The following is a 15,366-nucleotide window of genomic DNA, read 5'->3' as shown; positions in this document are numbered from 1 at the left end:
CGCCACGGCCTCCGCCACACCCCGCGGGGCAGCCCGCTCCCGTCCGGGCCGCCCTCTCCCCGAGACGGCCCGCGCGGGCCGATGAACCGAGCATGGCTACCCGCCGGTGCTTCCGTCGCGACCCGCCCGGGCCCCGGGCCCGGCTCCGTCGGCAGGGTATGGCGGGGCTCCGGCGGTCCGTCCCGTCCGCCGCTCCCGCACCAAGGCGGCGATCCGCTCCGCGGCCTCGACCGGGCTCTCGTGTTCCCACACACGGACCGGCGCCCAGCCCGCCTCGGCCAGGCGGGCGTCGGTGTCTCTGTCTCGGGCCCGGTTCTTCTCGATCTTCTCCCGCCAGAACGCGGCGTTGTTCTTCGGCCACGTCGCGTGCTCGGGACACCCGTGCCAGAAGCAGCCGTCGACGAAGACCGCCACGCGTGCCGGGCCGAAGAGGATGTCGGCTTCGCGGCGGACGCCCTTGAGCGGCCTTCGGTGCACCCGGTAGCGCAGGCCCGCAGCGTGCAGGGTCTTGCGGAGGGCGATCTCGATGTCCGTGTCGCGGCTGCGCTGGCCGCTCATCCGGGAGCGGACCTTCGGGGTGGTCTCCAGAGCGGGCATGGCCCCATTCTGCCGCCGGGACTCCGGCCCGAGGGCCACGCGCGGGGCCGCCGGTGGCCGGCCGTGGTTCAGAGAGTGCGGGCCGGGTCCGCGCCGGTCGGCGCGGGTTCGGGGGCGGCGTCCTCCGTGCCGGTCAGGTCCCGGTGGCGGGTCTCCTGGGCGCAGGCCAGGGCGACGGCCGTGATCAGCGAGGCGGCGATCACGTACAGGACGATCGGCACGGCGCTGTCGTACTCGGCGAGCAGTGCCGTGGCGATCAGGGGGGCCGGGGCGCCGGCGGCCACGGAGGAGAACTGGGCGCCGATCGACGCCCCGGAGTACCGCACCCGGGTCGCGAACAACTCGGAGAAGAACGCCGCCTGCGGGGCGTACATCGCGCCGTGGAAGAGCAGCGCGACCGTGACCGCCGCGACGACGGCGGGGAAGGTGCCCCGGTCGACCAGCAGGAAGAAGGGGTGGATCCACGCGCCGATGCCGACCGCTCCGATGAGGTAGACGGGTCGCCGTCCGAGCCGGTCGGAGAGGGCCCCCCACATCGGGATGGTCACGAAGTGGACGGCCGAGGCGAGGAGGACGGCGTTGAGCGCGGTCTGCCTGTCGGTGCCGGCGTGCGCCGTCGCGTATACGAGGACGAACGCGGTGACGACGTAGTAGGAGATGTTCTCCGCCATGCGCGTCCCCATGGCGACGAGGACGTCGCGCCAGTGGTGGCGCAGGACGGCCAGCACCGGCGCCTGCTCCTTGACGGCCTGCTCCCGCCGGCGGCGTTCGGTTGCCGCGAGGGCCGCCTTGAAGACGGGGGACTCGTCGACGGACAGCCGGATCCACAGGCCGACGAGCACCAGTACGCCGGAGAGCAGGAACGGCACCCGCCACCCCCAGGAGAGGAACGCCCCCTCCGACAGCACCGCCGTCAGCGCGGCGAGCACACCCGTCGCGAGGAGCTGCCCGGCGGGCGCGCCGGTCTGCGGCCACGATGCCCAGAAACCGCGCCGCCGGGCGTCCCCGTGCTCCGCGACCAGCAGGACGGCTCCGCCCCACTCCCCTCCCAGCGCGAAGCCCTGGACCAGGCGCAGCACGGTGAGCAGGACGGGGGCAGCCGAACCGATCGTGGCGTGGGTGGGGAGCAGGCCGATCAGGAAGGTCGCGCCGCCCATCATCAGCAGGCTGTAGACGAGGAGCTTCTTGCGCCCCAGCCGGTCGCCGAAGTGGCCGAAGACGAGGGCGCCCAGAGGGCGGGCGGCGAAGCCGACGGCGTAGGTCAGGAACGACAGGAGCGTGCCGACCAGGGGGTCGGAGCCGGGGAAGAACAGCTTGTTGAAGACGAGTGCGGCGGCGGCGCCGTACAGGAAGAAGTCGTACCACTCGATGGTGGTGCCGATGAGGCTTGCGGTCACGACCTTCTTCAGGTCGGCGGGGGGCTGGGGCCGTGCTGCGGTCGGCGACGACATGTGCACCACTTCCATGCGGGTGGACGGGTGGCCGGGTTGCTTCGGACTCCGCACAAGGTAGGGAGCCTCGGGGCCCGGCCGTATGTGCGGGGCGGACACAGTTCGTGCGGCGATGTCCCGGCAGCAGCCATATCCCCCGTCGGTGCGCCGCCGCCCGGGGCGGGCCGCCCATCGGCGCGGCGAGAAGCCCCGCCGCCGCCCCGCACGGTCCGCCTCCGCCCGGGGCCTGTCCTTCGGATCAGCTCCAGGGGGTGTCCGGGGCGGTGCGTCTCGGGCTGGTGGAGCAGGTGAAGCTGTCCGCGGAGTCGGGGTCGCCGGTGCCGCGGTACTTCGGCCAGGACGGGTAGGCGCACAGCGGCCGGGTCCGGCCGTTCGCCGCGGGGGCGGCGTCGCGGACGACCGGCCGCACGGGGGCCGCGCCGTGCTCCGCCCACGCTTCCAGCGCGCTCAGCGAGTCCCAACTCGCGGCGAACGACGCGTCGACGTTGACGTGGTTGGCGCCCGGGATGAGGTAGAGCCGGGTGGAGTCGGCGGTGGCGCGCACGCCCGTCCGGGCGCGGACGCGCTGGTGGTAGTCGACGGTGGAGCGGTGGCTGACGAGTTCGTCGGCCGTGCCGTGCAGCAGGAGCAGCTTCCCGCCGGCCTGGGCGAAGCGGCGCAGGTCGGGGTCGTTGACGTCCTGTATCGCCGACAGTTCGCTGATGCGCCGGTGCCAGGGGCCTGGCCGGCGGGGGTCCACGGCCAGCGGGTCGTGTGCGGGGTCGCGGGTGACGAAGTACCGCACCCACTGGTCCCAGAACTGCACGCCGTAGCCGCTGTCCTTCGGCATGGGGTGGCCGGGGGCGCGGGCGCCCAGGCCCAGCAGCGGGGTGGTCATGTCGGCGCCGGAGAGGAAGGGGAACCCCGGGTAGCCGGTCTCGCCGCTGGCGAGCCGGTACCGCCAGCGCAGCGGGGAGGACAGTGCGATGACGGCGCGGATTTGGGCGTCGGACAGGCAGGTGCCGCCGGCGTCCCGGCCCTTCGGGCAGCGCAGCGTCCGCGGGTCGAAGCGGCAGCCGCGTTCGTCGGAGACGACGCCGTCCCGCAGTCCGTCGTCATCGTCGCAGGCGGCGATGGTGCTGCGGTGCAGCAGCTCCTGTTCGACGGGGCCGGGGAAGGCGCCGGGGCGGGAGAGGATCTGGGCCTCGTAGCCGAAGAAGAGGTTGAGGGCCGCGGCGTTCCAGGCCGGGTAGGCGGCGATGACGCCGTCGAAGTCGGTGGGCCAGCGCTGCGCCACGGCCAGCCCCTCGCGTCCGCCGCTCGACCCGCCGGCGAAGTAGGTACGGGTGGGCGCCGTGCCCCCGTAGTGGGCGCGCAGGACGAAGCGGGCGGTGTCGCTGGTCTTCTTGAGCGCGTCGCCGGCGAAGTTGCGTACCGCTTCGTCGTTGACGCCGAAGGACCCGTCGAGTGAGGGGACCGGTTCGAAGCCGGGCGCGGCCCGGTGTCCCGAGTCGCCGGCGAAGGTGGCGTAGCCGCGGCCGAGCGGGCGCGGTCGGTCGGCCGGTCCGAAGGGGACGTTGCCGGTGATGTCGGGGATGGTCCCGTCGTACCCCCCGCCGCCGAACATCAGCGCCTTCCCGTTCCACCGCACGGGCAGGGCGAGGCGCATGGTGATGTCGGGAGCCTCGGGGTCCACGGGGTGGATGGCGGCGTCCACGCGGCAGTAGGCGCCGGTGGCCGACGTGCCGCTGCCGGCCGCGGGGACCGGCTGGGCGGCGGTCACCTCGCCGCCGGTGGTGGGCAGGCCCACCGCCGAGGCGGGGATCCGCAGGCCCGGCAGGTCGCCGCAGGCCACGGCGGTAGGGGAAGCGGAGTACGGCCCGGGGGCGGGGCCGCCGGGAGGGCACGCACCGGCGGCCAGGGCGAGGACGAGTCCTGACGCTGCGACGATCGATCTCATGGCGGTCTCCGTGGGTGCGCCGAGGGGCTGAGGGCGCACAGGCTAGGGAGTCCGTGATCGCGGGGGGTATGGTCCGGGGGCACACTCCGCCGCGCGCACGGTGTGCGTCCGGGCGGGACCGGCACCGTCAGGGGGTGCTGACCGTGAGCAGCCTGAGGGCCACCTGGATCTCCAGCAGCCGCTCGGGGTCCCGCCAGCCGTCACCGAGGAGCCGACTGACGCGGGTGAGGCGCTGGGAGACGGTGTTGACGTGCACGTGCAGCATGCGTGCGGTGTCCCTGGCGTGCCGACCGGACCGGCAGTACGCGTCGAGGGTGTGCACCAGGTCGGAGCGGTGGCCCCGGTCGTACTCGATCACCGGGCCGATGACGGAGTCGATGAAGGACGCGATGGCGGGCCGGCCGCTGAACAGGGCACCGACGAAGCCGAGGCCGCGGGTGTCCGCGGCCTCTCCCGTCCGGCCCAGGGCGATCAGTGCGCGCAGGCACTGGTCCGCCTCCTCGTAGGCCGCGGGGATGCCGGCCAGGTCCCCGGCACGGGCGGTGCCGGCGGTGGCCGGGCGTCGGGAGATCCGCGACAGCTCGCGCACGGTCGCCCGAGCCACCTCCGTCGTGTCGTCGCCGGGCAGCAGCAGGATCACGGTGTCGCGCCGGAACGCGGCCAGTCCGCGGGAACGCCGGGCGAAGGCCGCGGTGGACGCGAGGATCCGCTCCCGCGGTGCGTCCTCCAGCCGGGCCACCACGACGTTCCGGCAGGCGTCGACGTCGACGTCGATCAGGGCCGCCCGGTGCCGGAGGAGGTCGTGGTCCTTCGGGTGCGCCGTCAGCAGGTCGCTCAGCAGCTCGCCGCGCACCCGGGCCTCCGCCTCGGCCATGCGCCGGCGCGTGACGAGGACGAGGGAGGCGACCAGTGCCGCGCGCTCCAGGATGCGCCGGTCGGAAGGACCGACCTGGGGTGCCGTCCCGGCGAGGACGATGGCGCCGAGGTGCTCGGACTCCGTGATCAGGGGGACGGCGCACCGGGAGCCCCGGACCACTGTGCCTCCGGCCTTCCGGGCGTCCGCGCCGATGGCCCGCAGCTCCTCGATCGGTACCGGCCGGGCGCCCCGGGACTGCGCCGCGACGTCGCCGTCCTCGTCGAGGACGGTGACGGTGCCGGCCAGCGAGGCCGCCGTCGCCTGGGCCACCTCCTCCACGCCTTTGCCCTGGATGACCAGCCGGGTGAGGCTCTCGTGGACCTCCGCGGTGCGTTCCAGGTCGGACATGTGGGAGCTGATCGCGTCGTGCGCGACCTGCAGCTTCGCGAGGGCCGCCTGCGCGGCGTTCAGCAGCCTGGCGTTCTCTATGGCCACGGCCGCGTGGGAGCCCAGCATGATCAGCACGCTGATGTCGCGGCTGTTGAACCCCCGCCGGCTGCGGTGCGCGGCGAGCAGGACGCCGATCACCTCCTGGTTCAGTTTCACCGGTACGCCGAGCAGTGACTCGATCCGTTCCGCGGCCACCGTCCGGTCGATCTCGGCGGTGCGGGTGAAGGAGTCGTCGGCGAGGTAGGAGGTGACGGTGTAGGGCTCACCGGTCCGCGCCACGATGCCCCCGACGCCGGTGCCGACCGGCAGCCGCAGCTCCCGCAGCAGGCCGGAGATGTTGCCGGACGCCGCCTTGATGTAGCTGTCCCCGCGTCCGCGGTCGCTGAGACTGATGTAGGCGAGGTCGCACTCCAGCAGGCGCCGTGCGCGTTCGGAGATCGCCTGGAGTATCGAGTCGAGGTCCCGCAGGGACGCCAGGTCGTTGGCGGTGTCGTTGAGGAGCTGGAGTTCCGCCTCGTTGCGGCGGTGGCGCAGGTACCTCTCGCGCAGCCGCAGTGCGACGGCGCGTTCCGCCTCCAGGCGCGCCAGGCGCTCGGCCGGTTCCCCGGCGGCCCTCGCCGCGGCCAGCACGCCGTCGAAGGCGCTGATGTCGGCGTCCTGGTGCAGCAGTTCCAGGAAGACGCCGCCGTACGTCCCTGCCATGAGACCTCCGTCGGACATGCGCGCCACGGCCCGGGGCGGGACGGCGCTGTCCCCGCCCCGTGGGAGTATCGCCCCTCCCCCGCCCCGGTGACCCCTGCCGGCGCGGAGCGGGACGGGCCGCCGCACCGCACCGGACCGAACCGCACCGCACCGCACCGCACCGCACCGCACCGGGGAGCAGCGCCGTCACGCCGGTCCGTTGCCCGTCGGGGCGAGGTGGGCGCGGATGCCGCTGTCCAGACGCCGTGCGACGTCCTCGCCCCGTCCCTCCGGCCAGGGCAGCAGTCCACCTCCGGAGACCCGGCCCCGGTGGCCGGCACCGATGAGGTCGTCGAGGACCGGGAACCCGCCGGCCCGCGCCGACAGGTGGGGGCTGAGACTGCTCAGGATGTCCCTGGTGAGTTCCAGCCCGATGAAGTCGGCGTTCTCCATGGGGCCCACGGCCGGCCAGCGAAGGGCGAGGCTCGTCCGCATGACCGTGTCGATCGTCACCGCGTCGCACACGCCCTGCTCCAGCAGGTGCAGCGCTTCGCGCAGGAGCGCGAACTGCAGCCGGTTGCCGACGAAGCCGGGGACGTCCCGGTTGAGGCGCACCGTCGTCTTGCCCAGCCCGTTCAGCAGGTCGCACGCCTCCTGGACGAACCGGTGGTCCGTCTCCGCTCCGGGAGCGACCTCGACCAGCGGGATGGCGTAGGGAGGGTTCCACCAGTGGACGCCGACCAGTCGCCGGGGATGGCGCATGCCCTTGCCCACCTCGGTGAGCGGCAGCACGGAGGTGTTCGACCACACCGGGGTGACGGCGGAGATGTGCTCCTCCAGCGCGGCCAGCACCGTGTGCTTGACCTCCAGACGCTCCGGAACGGCTTCCACGACGATGTCCGAGCGGTGCGCGAGGTCCGCCGGCGTCGCGGCGGCGGTGACACGTCCCGCCGCGCTCCGCAGGTCCGGCGGGGTGGCGCCGCAGCGCCCGAGTGCCTGCTCGACCCGTGCGCCGAGGCTCGCCAGCGTCGCCGGGTCCGGGTCGTACACGACCACGCCGAACCCCGCTCGGGCCAGGGCGACCGCGATGCCGTGCCCCATCAGTCCGCCACCGACGATCCCGAACCGGTACATGTCCATCCTCCCGGACCTGCTGTGAACCCCCGCGGGCACCACGGGTGCCGCGTCGTACCCGACGCCCGGCACGTCCGAGCCGCGCATGGAGGGGGGAAGGGCCTTGCGGCTGTCCGAAGGCCCGGCTCGTCCGACGAGCCCCTCAAGACGCTAGGTCGCTGCCGTCCGGCCCGGTGAGGTGAGCGGTGCACACACGTTCCCCGCTGCCTGTGTGCGCAGCTCACGGCCGGCGTACGGCCGGCACACCGGCGCACCGGACCGATCCGCGGGTGCCGCCGCGCTGAGCCTCAGGACGGGTAATGGGCGCGGTGACCACACAACGGGTGGAACTGTGTGCGCCGTTCCCATCCGGGCGCCTCCCGACGCGCTTCTAGCGTGCTGTGCGTTCGTACCCCACAACCCCGTCGGCACCTGCCGGGCCGCGATCCGCAGTGTGCGCCCGGTCCGCCGCACGACGGGCAAGGAGGCACTCCCATGCGCTTCACGTCCTCACCCACGTCCCCCATACCCGCGTCGCCGTCGTCCCACGGGACGACGGCGACCACCGCGGGCCGCCGACCGGCCCGTGCCCGACGGCTGCTGAGCGCCACGCTCGCCACCGTCCTGGCCGCCGGCCTGCTGGGCCTGGCCTCCCAGACGTCCAACGCCGCGTCCCCGAGGACCGCCCCCGCCGCCCCCGCCCCTGCCGCCGCTGCCGGTCACGACCCCGTGATCATGGTGCCGGGCATGACGGGCAGGCCGGCGGCCATGGACACGATGAAGGCGAACCTCCAGGCCAACGGCTGGCCGGCGAACCGGCTCTTCACCTGGACCGACAGCAGCTCGATGACGCAGGACCTGGGCAAGGCCGCGCAGGAGCTGTCGGCCAAGGTCGACCAGGTGCGCGGCCAGACCGGCGCCGACAAGGTGGTCCTCGCCACCTGGTCCGCCTCCACGCTGGCCGCCCGGTACTACATCAAGAACCTGGACGGCGCCGACAAGGTCTCCCAGTACATCGCCTTCGCCGGGCCCCAGCACGGCACCACGTTCAACCACTGCCAGTTCTACGTGGCCTGCCAACAGTTCGCCTCACCGAACACGCCCTTCCTCAGGGCGCTCAACTCGCCGACGGAGGTCCCGTTCGACGACAGGGTCGACTATCTGACCCTCAGGTCGACGGGCGACTTCAACGCCGTACCGACCGACACCGCGAAGCTGGCCGGCGCGGACGAGAACTACCTGATGAGCGGCCCCATGGCGCCCAGCCACTTCAGCATCGTCTCCAACGCCACGGCGCTGGCGAAGATGCGGTCGTTCATCATCGCGCACGAAGGGGACTGACCCCCTCGCCCTCGCCTCGCCGGCCAGGTGAGGGCACTCACCGCCGCGCCGGGCGCCGCGCACCGCGGCGCCCGGCGCGGTCGGCTGCGGGGTGGACGTGCAGGGGCCGGCCCGTCGGAGGGGGCGCCGTCCGCGCATCCGGGAACCGCCGACTGCGCCGGCGGGCCGGATGCCCCGCCGGCCGCGTCCGGCCCGCACCGTCAGACGAGGCTCAGTGCTCGCAGAGGGAGAACTCCCGCTCGTAGAGCTGTTCGTTGTGTTCGTCGACGAAGAACTTGCGTTCCCGCATGAGCTGTTCGCGGTAGTCCTTCGCCTGCTCAAGCGTCATGGTGCAGGTCTCGGACCACGGTTGCTGCGGTGGCACGTCCGACGTCGAGACGATCCTCTCCGACGGGTCGACCAGGAAGAACGCGAGGATCTTGCGGTGTCCCGGGCGGGTGGGGTCCACGAGGCGGAACGAGCCGACGCGGTGTTGCAGGACGTTCGGGAACGCCAGGCAGCGGCCCGCCGGCGTCGACACCGATCCCAGCACCTGGTTCAGCGCGTCCTCGTTCTCCAGGCCGTAGACCTCGCGCAGACCGTTGTCGTCGTTCTGTTCGTAGTCCGGGTCGTCGAGTGCCGCCCGGAACCCCAGGCGGCTTTCGGTGATGTTCTCGCTGTCCCAGTAGTAGATGCCGGTCGAGACGATCCGCTCGTTCAGCATTCCCTCGACGTGCCAGGAACCGCCCGGGTACTCGGGCTTGTCCGGGGTGAGGTGAACGGTGGCGAGCTTGACGATCACCTGGAGGCGGCGGCCGCGCAGGTCGACCCGGGCGGATTCGTCGGGCGTCTCGGGCGGGGTGAAGACCGGGGCGTCAGGAATGAGCGGGATGCGGTTCTCCCACCAGTCGTCCTGGGCCGCTTCCCACGCCCGGACGGCCTCCGCGTGGGCCTCCGCATCACTGTAGGAGGACTTGTCGGGGTACGCCGGTGCCGAGTCGTACCACCCGTACGGATCGGCCTCGATCCGCAGCGGCCGCGGATGGCGCAGATCGGTGAGCACGTTCTCCAGCAGCGGGCGCATCCGCGCGAACAGGTCCGGCAGGACGGCGGCCAGTTCCCGGTGGGCCTCGGGGTGGACATTGTTGACGTACGAACGGAAGGTGACGTCGCCGTCGTCACTGACGTCGACGTCCGTGGGCAGCCACTGGAACCTCTCCGAGAACTCGTACTTCGAGTACTGGTCCGTCGGGTTCCGCCAAGCCCGCTCGGGCGCGCCGCTCACGTCCCTCACCAGGCAGAACAGTGAGGGATGCACCAGGTCCAGCACCTGCCCGTCGGATCCGGGATGCCAGTCCCGCTCCGCTTCGGGGACCTGTTCCAGCACCCGCACCGCGTCGCGCAGCCGGGATGCGAGCCGGTCGTCCACCAGTGCGTCGGACTGCCACACCCCGTCGACGGCGGACACCTCGACGCCGGTCCGTCCGTCCCGCAGGGCGGCGTAGTGCACGAGTTCGGCGAGGACGTAGCGAACCTGGGCTTCGGTGAGGCCCTGGGCGACCGCTTCCCGCGTCCACCTGGCGACGATGTCGGCGTCGTTCATCTTGTCGAACCACCCCGGCTTCGCGCGAATGTGCGCGCTGCACTGCGTCATCTGCAGTTCCCGCAGCGTTCGGGGTCTCGCGAACGCTATGGAGCGGGACGCGTGAAAGGGCAGCGGGAAGGCGGACAGGGCGGTCAATTCTCGTGTTCCCTACAGTCGGTGTGCGGTGGCGGGAAGGATAGCCCAGCCGACTGACACCGCAGCCGTGCTCCCTGTCCGCTGATGCCGCGTCGCCCGCCGCCGCCCCGGGGTGCGGTGATGGGCGCGGGTTCCCTCAGGTGCCCCTGCCGTTCGGTGGTGGTGGGAGCGGTCGTCCGGGCGGGGGCGCGGGGAGGGGCCTGCCCGGTCTTCGCGGCGCGCGCTCAGCTCGCGCCGTGGCCGGCGCTCGGCGGCGCCGTCGGGGCTGCCCGGTGCGGTACGAGTCGGGTGAGCGGCCCGCTGCCGACGCCCGCCGCGAGCACGAGGGCCGCCCACCGCGGCGGGCACGCGGAGCGTGACGGCGTCGCCGGGCGTGAGCAGGCCCGCGGTCGGAGCGGCCCGCCCCATGGCGAGGGCGGACCCGCGCTGGTCCGCACAGGGCCCCAAAACGATCGAGAGGCCGTCTCGAAATCCTCCGATACGGCCTCTGACCTGCGACTCATACGAGTCGGGACGACAGGATTTGAACCTGCGACCCCTTGACCCCCAGTCAAGTGCGCTACCAAGCTGCGCCACGTCCCGATGCCCGTCTGACCTGGGGTTTCCCCCGGATCGGCGTGCACCAGAACAATACCGCACTACGACCGGTGATCACTAACCACTTCGGCGGGCCGTGTCAGGCGTCGGCGGCGGGCGGGTCGAGTTCCGGGTGGGCCGCGCGGAGGCGGGCGGGGGCGGCCTGGCGCCAGGAGTCGGTCAGGACGGCGCGCAGCTCCGTCTCGTCGTCGAGCGCGGCGAGGCGGACCCGGAGCCAGGCGTACGGCTCGTCGTGGCCGTGGCGGAGGAAGAACTTGTCCGGCTCGGCGGCGATCAGCTCCGCGCGGTCCTCCTTCGGGCACTTCACGCCCATCACCTGGTCGTCGCCCTCCAGGGCGGCGAAGATCCGCCCGGTGGCGCCGGCGCGGAAGGTCGGCATGCCCCAGGAGAGGCCCTCCACGGCTCCGGGCAGCGAGAGGGCGACCCTGCGTACGTCGTCTGCGGTGACCATGTGCCGACCGTAGGACAACGAGGGCGATGCGGCCGGATCGCGCCGTCGGTTCCCGGCGTGGACTGCGCGAAGGTGCGTTCACGGGATCGGCGGGCGCCGTTCGCGCCCCGGGGCGCTCCCGGGCGCCACCCCTCCCCAGCAGGGGACGGCAGGAGGGTTGCGAGCGGTGGCCGCCGAGTGGCCGCCGGGCGGGTTTCGCGGGCGGCGGGGCCGTGGGGGCGGGTCGTCGGCGGCCTCGGGAGAGGGAGAGGGTGCCGGGAGGGCGGCGACCGCGTGAGTAAGGGGGTGGGCGGCGGAACAGGAGCCGTGGCCGCGGGCGGGGAGCTCCCGGGATGGCTGTGACCAGCGGTTTCTGCGGGGTACGGGGGCGAGCCTGAGGGGCGGGGCACCGCCGGGTCGGTCGGGTGGGGGCGTATCGCCCGAAGGCTCTTTGTCCGATTCGTGTCCGCGCCGTTCACGCAAGAACGCGATCCCGCCGGATTCGGTCGGGATCAGGGCCCAACCGGTCCCAGCGCCGGAAAGTGCCGAGACGGGGGTGGCGAATGGTGCAGCCTTCCCCCCGGCGGCCGACTCCGTACCCGAAACCTTTGCCCTTGGCATGTGGCAGAGAGATGCACGAGGGGAATGCCCTTCGAAGAGGACTGGTCTGAGGCGTACCACGCACCGCAGAGTGTTAATCAAACGCCAACAGCTTTGCTTTCAGCCATTGTTCAGGACCATGTTGAACCGCGCCCGGGAGATCAACACCATGAGGTGTCACCCCTCTCCGGACGTGATCACTGCCGCTGCACCACCTGCTCGAACACCCACGCCACAAGGCGTTCCGCAGAGGAGGGCTCGCATGGACGGCTATTTCGCCGGTCAGCTGCACCACCAACTCAGGCAGCAGGTGAGGAGCTTCGCGGAGACCGAGGTCAAACCGCGTGTTCCCGCCATGGAGGCGACCCGTTCCGTCCACCACGACCTGTCCAGGGCCATAGCCCGCCAGGGGTGGATCGGCGCGACGATCGGCCGGGACCTCGGCGGGATGGGCGTGGGCCACCTCGGCAAGACGATCATCATCGAGGAGCTGTCCCGGGTCAGCGCGGCCATGGGCGCCATGGTGCAGGCGTCACAGCTGGGCGTGGCGAAGATCCTGCACTTCGGGAACGACGAGCAGCGCAAGACGTGGCTGCCGCCGATCGCGGCCGGCGAGTGCCTCCCGACCATCGCCGTCACCGAGCCGGAATCGGGCGGCCATGTCCTCGGCATGTCGGCCACCGCGGTCCGCGACGGTGACGAGTACGTCCTGAACGGCCGAAAGGTGTATGTCGGAAACAGCCATGTGGGTGACCTCCACGGCATTGTCCTCCGAACCGGACCCGGTTCCAAAGGGCTGACCGCGTTCCTCGTGGAGGCCGACCGGCCCGGTCTGCGGGTCGGTGACGAGAAACCGACGATGGGCCTCCACGGCTTCGGGTTCGGCGAACTGACCCTGGAGGACTGCCGCGTCCCGGTCGCCAACCGGCTCGGCGCCGAGGGGGACGGTCTGGCCGTCGCGTACTCCTCCAGTGTGCTGTACGGGCGGGCCAACCTGACCGCCGTCGCCCTCGGTATCCACCAGGCGATCCTGGACGACACGGCCCGCTTCTGCGAGGAGCGGCACCGCTACGGTGAACCGCTGCACGCGCTGCCGTCGGTGAAGCTCAAGCTCGGGCAGATTCAGTCGCGGCTGATGACGGCGCGGCTCGCGGCCTACCACGCCGTGCACCTGCTCGACCGGGGCCTGCCCTGCGACGCGGAGCTGATGAACGCCAAGCTCGTCAACGTCGAGTCCACGCTGGACTCGGCGCGCAACGCCATGGAGATCCACGCGGCGGCCGGCCTGTTCACCGACCGCCCGGTCGAGCGCTACCTGCGGGACGCCCACCACATCTTCGCGCCCGCCGGCACCTCGGACGTCCAGTTGCTGCGCCTGGCGGAGGTGGCCCTGGGGGCGGGCAAGGGCCAGTGGTCGGAGCGGCTCGCGGACGCGGTGCGCATGGCACCGGTGGCGTGACCGTACCGGGTCGGGTGGAGTGGGTCGGGTCGGGTCGGGTCGGGTCGGGTCGGGTCCGGAACGCGCGGCGTCCCCCCGGGGAGCCGCACACTCCCCGGGGGGACGCGCCCCGCCGTCGACCGGGCCGCACCCGGCGCCGCGCGCCCCGTCAGAGGCGGCCCTCCTCGCGGCGGTGGATCTGCTCCACCAGCTCCGCGGCGAGCGACTTGATCGTCTCCAGGCCGGCCCGCCCCCACGGCCGGGGCTCGGTGTCGACCACGCAGATCGTGCCGAGGGCCGTGCCCGTCCGGTCGATGAGCGGCGCGCCCAGGTACGAGCGGATGCCGATCTCGTCGACCACCGGGTTCCCGGCGAAGCGCGGGTAGTCGCAGACGTCCTCCAGGACGAGCGCCTTGCGGCGGACGACGACGTGCGGGCAGTAGCCGTGGTCGCGGTCCATGTAACGGCTCACGGCGCCGGAGGACGCGGCGGCACCGAGGTCCGCTCCGGAGTGCAGACCGGTCGGGGTGTGCAGCCCGGCGAAGAACTGCCGGTTCTCGTCGATGAAGTTGACCATCGAGTAGGGCGCGCCGGTGACCTCGGCGAGCCGGTCGGCGAAGGCGTCGAAGGCGGGCTCCGGCCGCTCTCCGAGGCCCAGTTGGCGCAGCCGCCGTACGCGCGCCGGCGCCTCCTGGTCGACGGGGGTCAGCAGCAGGTGTCCGGTCGGGTCGTAGGTCATGTGGGTGCTCCGTAGCTCGGCGCCGGCGCGGGGGCCGGATGGGTGGCCAGCAGGTGCTGGACCAGGGTGACCAGGGTCTGGATCCCGGAGCCGGCGATCCGGGCGTCGCAGAGCACGACCGGCACCTCCGGTCTGAGGTCGATGGCGCTCCGGACCTCCTCCGGTTCATAGCGGTAGGAGCCGTCGAACTCGTTGACGGCCACCACGAACCGGATGCCGCGCCGCTCGAAGAAGTCGACGGCCGAGAACGAGTCCTGGAGCCGCCGTGTGTCGGCGAGGACGACCGCCCCGAGCGCCCCCTCGGAGAGCTCGTCCCACATGAACCAGAAGCGCTCCTGTCCGGGGGTGCCGAACAGGTACAGCACGTGCCGCCGGTCGAGGCTGATCCGCCCGAAGTCCATCGCCACCGTGGTGGTGGTCTTGGACTCGATCCCCTCCAGGCTGTCGGTGGCGGCGCTGACCTGGGTGAGCACCTCCTCCGTGCTGAGCGGTTCGATCTCGCTCACGGCGCCGACGAAGGTCGTCTTGCCCACGCCGAAGCCGCCCGCGACGAGGATCTTCAGGGCGGTCGGGAAGACGTCCTCGTCCTCGGCCCGGCGTTCAGAGCCGTCGTCGTAGGCCATCGAGCACTGCCTCCAGCAGGGATCGGTCGGTGGTGTGGTGGTCGTACCGGGGTGCCCGGGCGGTCAGCGCTCCGCAGTCCACGAGGTCCGAGAGCAGCACCTTGGTGACCACCGCGGGCAGGCGTAAGTGCGCGGCGACCTCGGCCACGGAGGTCGGTCCGTCGCACAGGCCGAGGGCGACGGAGTGCTCGGGTCCCAGGGGCGCGGGCGGCGCCGCGCCCGTGGCCATGACCTGGGACAGCAGATCGAGTGCGGCCGTGGGGCGGGTGCGGCCGCCGCTCACCGTGTAGGGGCGGATGAGGCGGCCGGCCGCGTCGTCGAGCCACGGCCCGTCCTGTCGGGACGGCACGCCTCAGCGCCCCCGCGGGCCCGGCGCGGCGGCGGTCTGCCTGGCGGGTGTGACCAGGTAGGGGCGCACGCTCTTCACCAGCATCGTCATCTCGTACCCGAGGACGGCGGCGTCCGTCTCGCGGCCGGCGATGACGGCGAGGCAGGTGCCGGAGCCGGCGGTGGTGACGAACAGCAGGGTGGTCTCGAGTTCGACGACGACCTGGCGGACCTCGCCGTTGTCGCCGAACCGCGCCCCGGCGCTGCGTCCGAGCGAGTAGAGCCCGGAGGCCAGGGCCGCCAGGTGGTCGGCGCTGTCCGGGTCGAGGCCGTGGACCGATTTGACCAGGCCGTCGGAGGAGAGGAGAACCGCGCTGCGGGTGTACGGCACCCGTTGGACCAGGCCGCTCAGCAGCCAGTCGAGATCCGAGGAATGGCCGGTCGGCGCATCGCTCGCCATGGTG

Annotated in this window: 13 protein-coding genes and 1 tRNA gene; 2 read left to right on the top strand and 12 right to left on the bottom strand. The window is 72.7% G+C overall.

Features of this window, described 5'->3' with window-relative positions:
• Positions 1-96 precede the first annotated feature (96 nt).
• The 5 genes from LPA54_RS23580 to LPA54_RS23560 all read right to left on the bottom strand — a co-directional run bounded on the left by LPA54_RS23580 (position 97) and on the right by LPA54_RS23560 (position 7,114).
• A complete protein-coding gene (locus tag LPA54_RS23580) occupies positions 97-597 on the bottom strand; it encodes a very short patch repair endonuclease (RefSeq protein ID WP_228981094.1) in 501 nt (166 codons plus the stop codon).
• A gap of 68 nt (positions 598-665) precedes the next feature.
• Positions 666-2,048 carry an MFS transporter gene (locus LPA54_RS23575; RefSeq protein WP_228981092.1) on the bottom strand — a complete coding sequence of 461 codons (1,383 nt, stop codon included), beginning with the start codon at positions 2,046-2,048 and terminating at the stop codon, positions 666-668.
• A gap of 238 nt (positions 2,049-2,286) precedes the next feature.
• Complete coding sequence (locus LPA54_RS23570) at positions 2,287-3,987, bottom strand: tannase/feruloyl esterase family alpha/beta hydrolase (RefSeq protein WP_228981090.1); 1,701 nt, start codon at positions 3,985-3,987, stop codon at positions 2,287-2,289.
• Between the two features lie 127 nt (positions 3,988-4,114).
• The gene (locus LPA54_RS23565) at positions 4,115-5,995 is read right to left on the bottom strand and encodes a GAF domain-containing protein (protein ID WP_228981088.1); all 1,881 of its coding nucleotides are present in this window, start codon (positions 5,993-5,995) and stop codon (positions 4,115-4,117) included.
• A 186-nt stretch (positions 5,996-6,181) separates the two neighbouring features.
• Positions 6,182-7,114, bottom strand: coding sequence for a 3-hydroxyacyl-CoA dehydrogenase family protein (locus tag LPA54_RS23560; RefSeq protein WP_228981086.1), 933 nt, complete (start codon positions 7,112-7,114; stop codon positions 6,182-6,184).
• A gap of 468 nt (positions 7,115-7,582) precedes the next feature.
• Here LPA54_RS23560 and LPA54_RS23555 point away from each other — a divergent pair, with 468 nt between their 5' ends.
• Positions 7,583-8,428 carry a triacylglycerol lipase gene (locus tag LPA54_RS23555; protein ID WP_228981085.1) on the top strand — a complete coding sequence of 282 codons (846 nt, stop codon included), beginning with the start codon at positions 7,583-7,585 and terminating at the stop codon, positions 8,426-8,428.
• 211 nt (positions 8,429-8,639) lie between these two features.
• Here LPA54_RS23555 and LPA54_RS23550 read toward each other — a convergent pair whose 3' ends face one another.
• The 3 genes from LPA54_RS23550 to LPA54_RS23540 all read right to left on the bottom strand — a co-directional run bounded on the left by LPA54_RS23550 (position 8,640) and on the right by LPA54_RS23540 (position 11,196).
• The gene (locus tag LPA54_RS23550; protein ID WP_228981083.1) at positions 8,640-10,148 is read right to left on the bottom strand and encodes a DUF4246 domain-containing protein; all 1,509 of its coding nucleotides are present in this window, start codon (positions 10,146-10,148) and stop codon (positions 8,640-8,642) included.
• A 508-nt stretch (positions 10,149-10,656) separates the two neighbouring features.
• Positions 10,657-10,730 (bottom strand) — tRNA-Pro (locus LPA54_RS23545).
• 94 nt (positions 10,731-10,824) lie between these two features.
• Positions 10,825-11,196, bottom strand: coding sequence for an MmcQ/YjbR family DNA-binding protein (locus tag LPA54_RS23540; RefSeq protein WP_228981081.1), 372 nt, complete (start codon positions 11,194-11,196; stop codon positions 10,825-10,827).
• Positions 11,197-12,037: 841 nt separating this feature from the next.
• Here LPA54_RS23540 and LPA54_RS23535 point away from each other — a divergent pair.
• Complete coding sequence (locus tag LPA54_RS23535) at positions 12,038-13,234, top strand: acyl-CoA dehydrogenase family protein (protein ID WP_228981079.1); 1,197 nt, start codon at positions 12,038-12,040, stop codon at positions 13,232-13,234.
• Between the two features lie 148 nt (positions 13,235-13,382).
• Here the strand turns inward: LPA54_RS23535 and LPA54_RS23530 are convergent, their stop codons facing one another.
• From LPA54_RS23530 to LPA54_RS23515, 4 genes are read right to left on the bottom strand one after another with little or no spacing between them, the layout of a single operon-like run.
• The gene (locus LPA54_RS23530; protein ID WP_228981077.1) at positions 13,383-13,952 is read right to left on the bottom strand and encodes a GAF domain-containing protein; all 570 of its coding nucleotides are present in this window, start codon (positions 13,950-13,952) and stop codon (positions 13,383-13,385) included.
• The gene (locus LPA54_RS23525; protein WP_228981076.1) at positions 13,949-14,575 is read right to left on the bottom strand and encodes an ATP/GTP-binding protein; all 627 of its coding nucleotides are present in this window, start codon (positions 14,573-14,575) and stop codon (positions 13,949-13,951) included. Before LPA54_RS23525 ends, LPA54_RS23530 begins: the two co-directional genes overlap by 4 nt.
• Positions 14,553-14,924 carry a DUF742 domain-containing protein gene (locus tag LPA54_RS23520; RefSeq protein WP_058942596.1) on the bottom strand — a complete coding sequence of 124 codons (372 nt, stop codon included), beginning with the start codon at positions 14,922-14,924 and terminating at the stop codon, positions 14,553-14,555. Before LPA54_RS23520 ends, LPA54_RS23525 begins: the two co-directional genes overlap by 23 nt.
• 3 nt (positions 14,925-14,927) lie before the next feature.
• A complete protein-coding gene (locus tag LPA54_RS23515) occupies positions 14,928-15,362 on the bottom strand; it encodes a roadblock/LC7 domain-containing protein (protein WP_228981074.1) in 435 nt (144 codons plus the stop codon).
• Between the last annotated feature and the right edge of the window lie 4 nt (positions 15,363-15,366).

Source organism: Streptomyces sp. DH12 (genome assembly GCF_020873895.1).
Taxonomy (GTDB): Bacteria; Actinomycetota; Actinomycetes; order Streptomycetales; family Streptomycetaceae; genus Streptomyces.
This window is presented reverse-complemented; position numbering and strand designations above follow the sequence as displayed.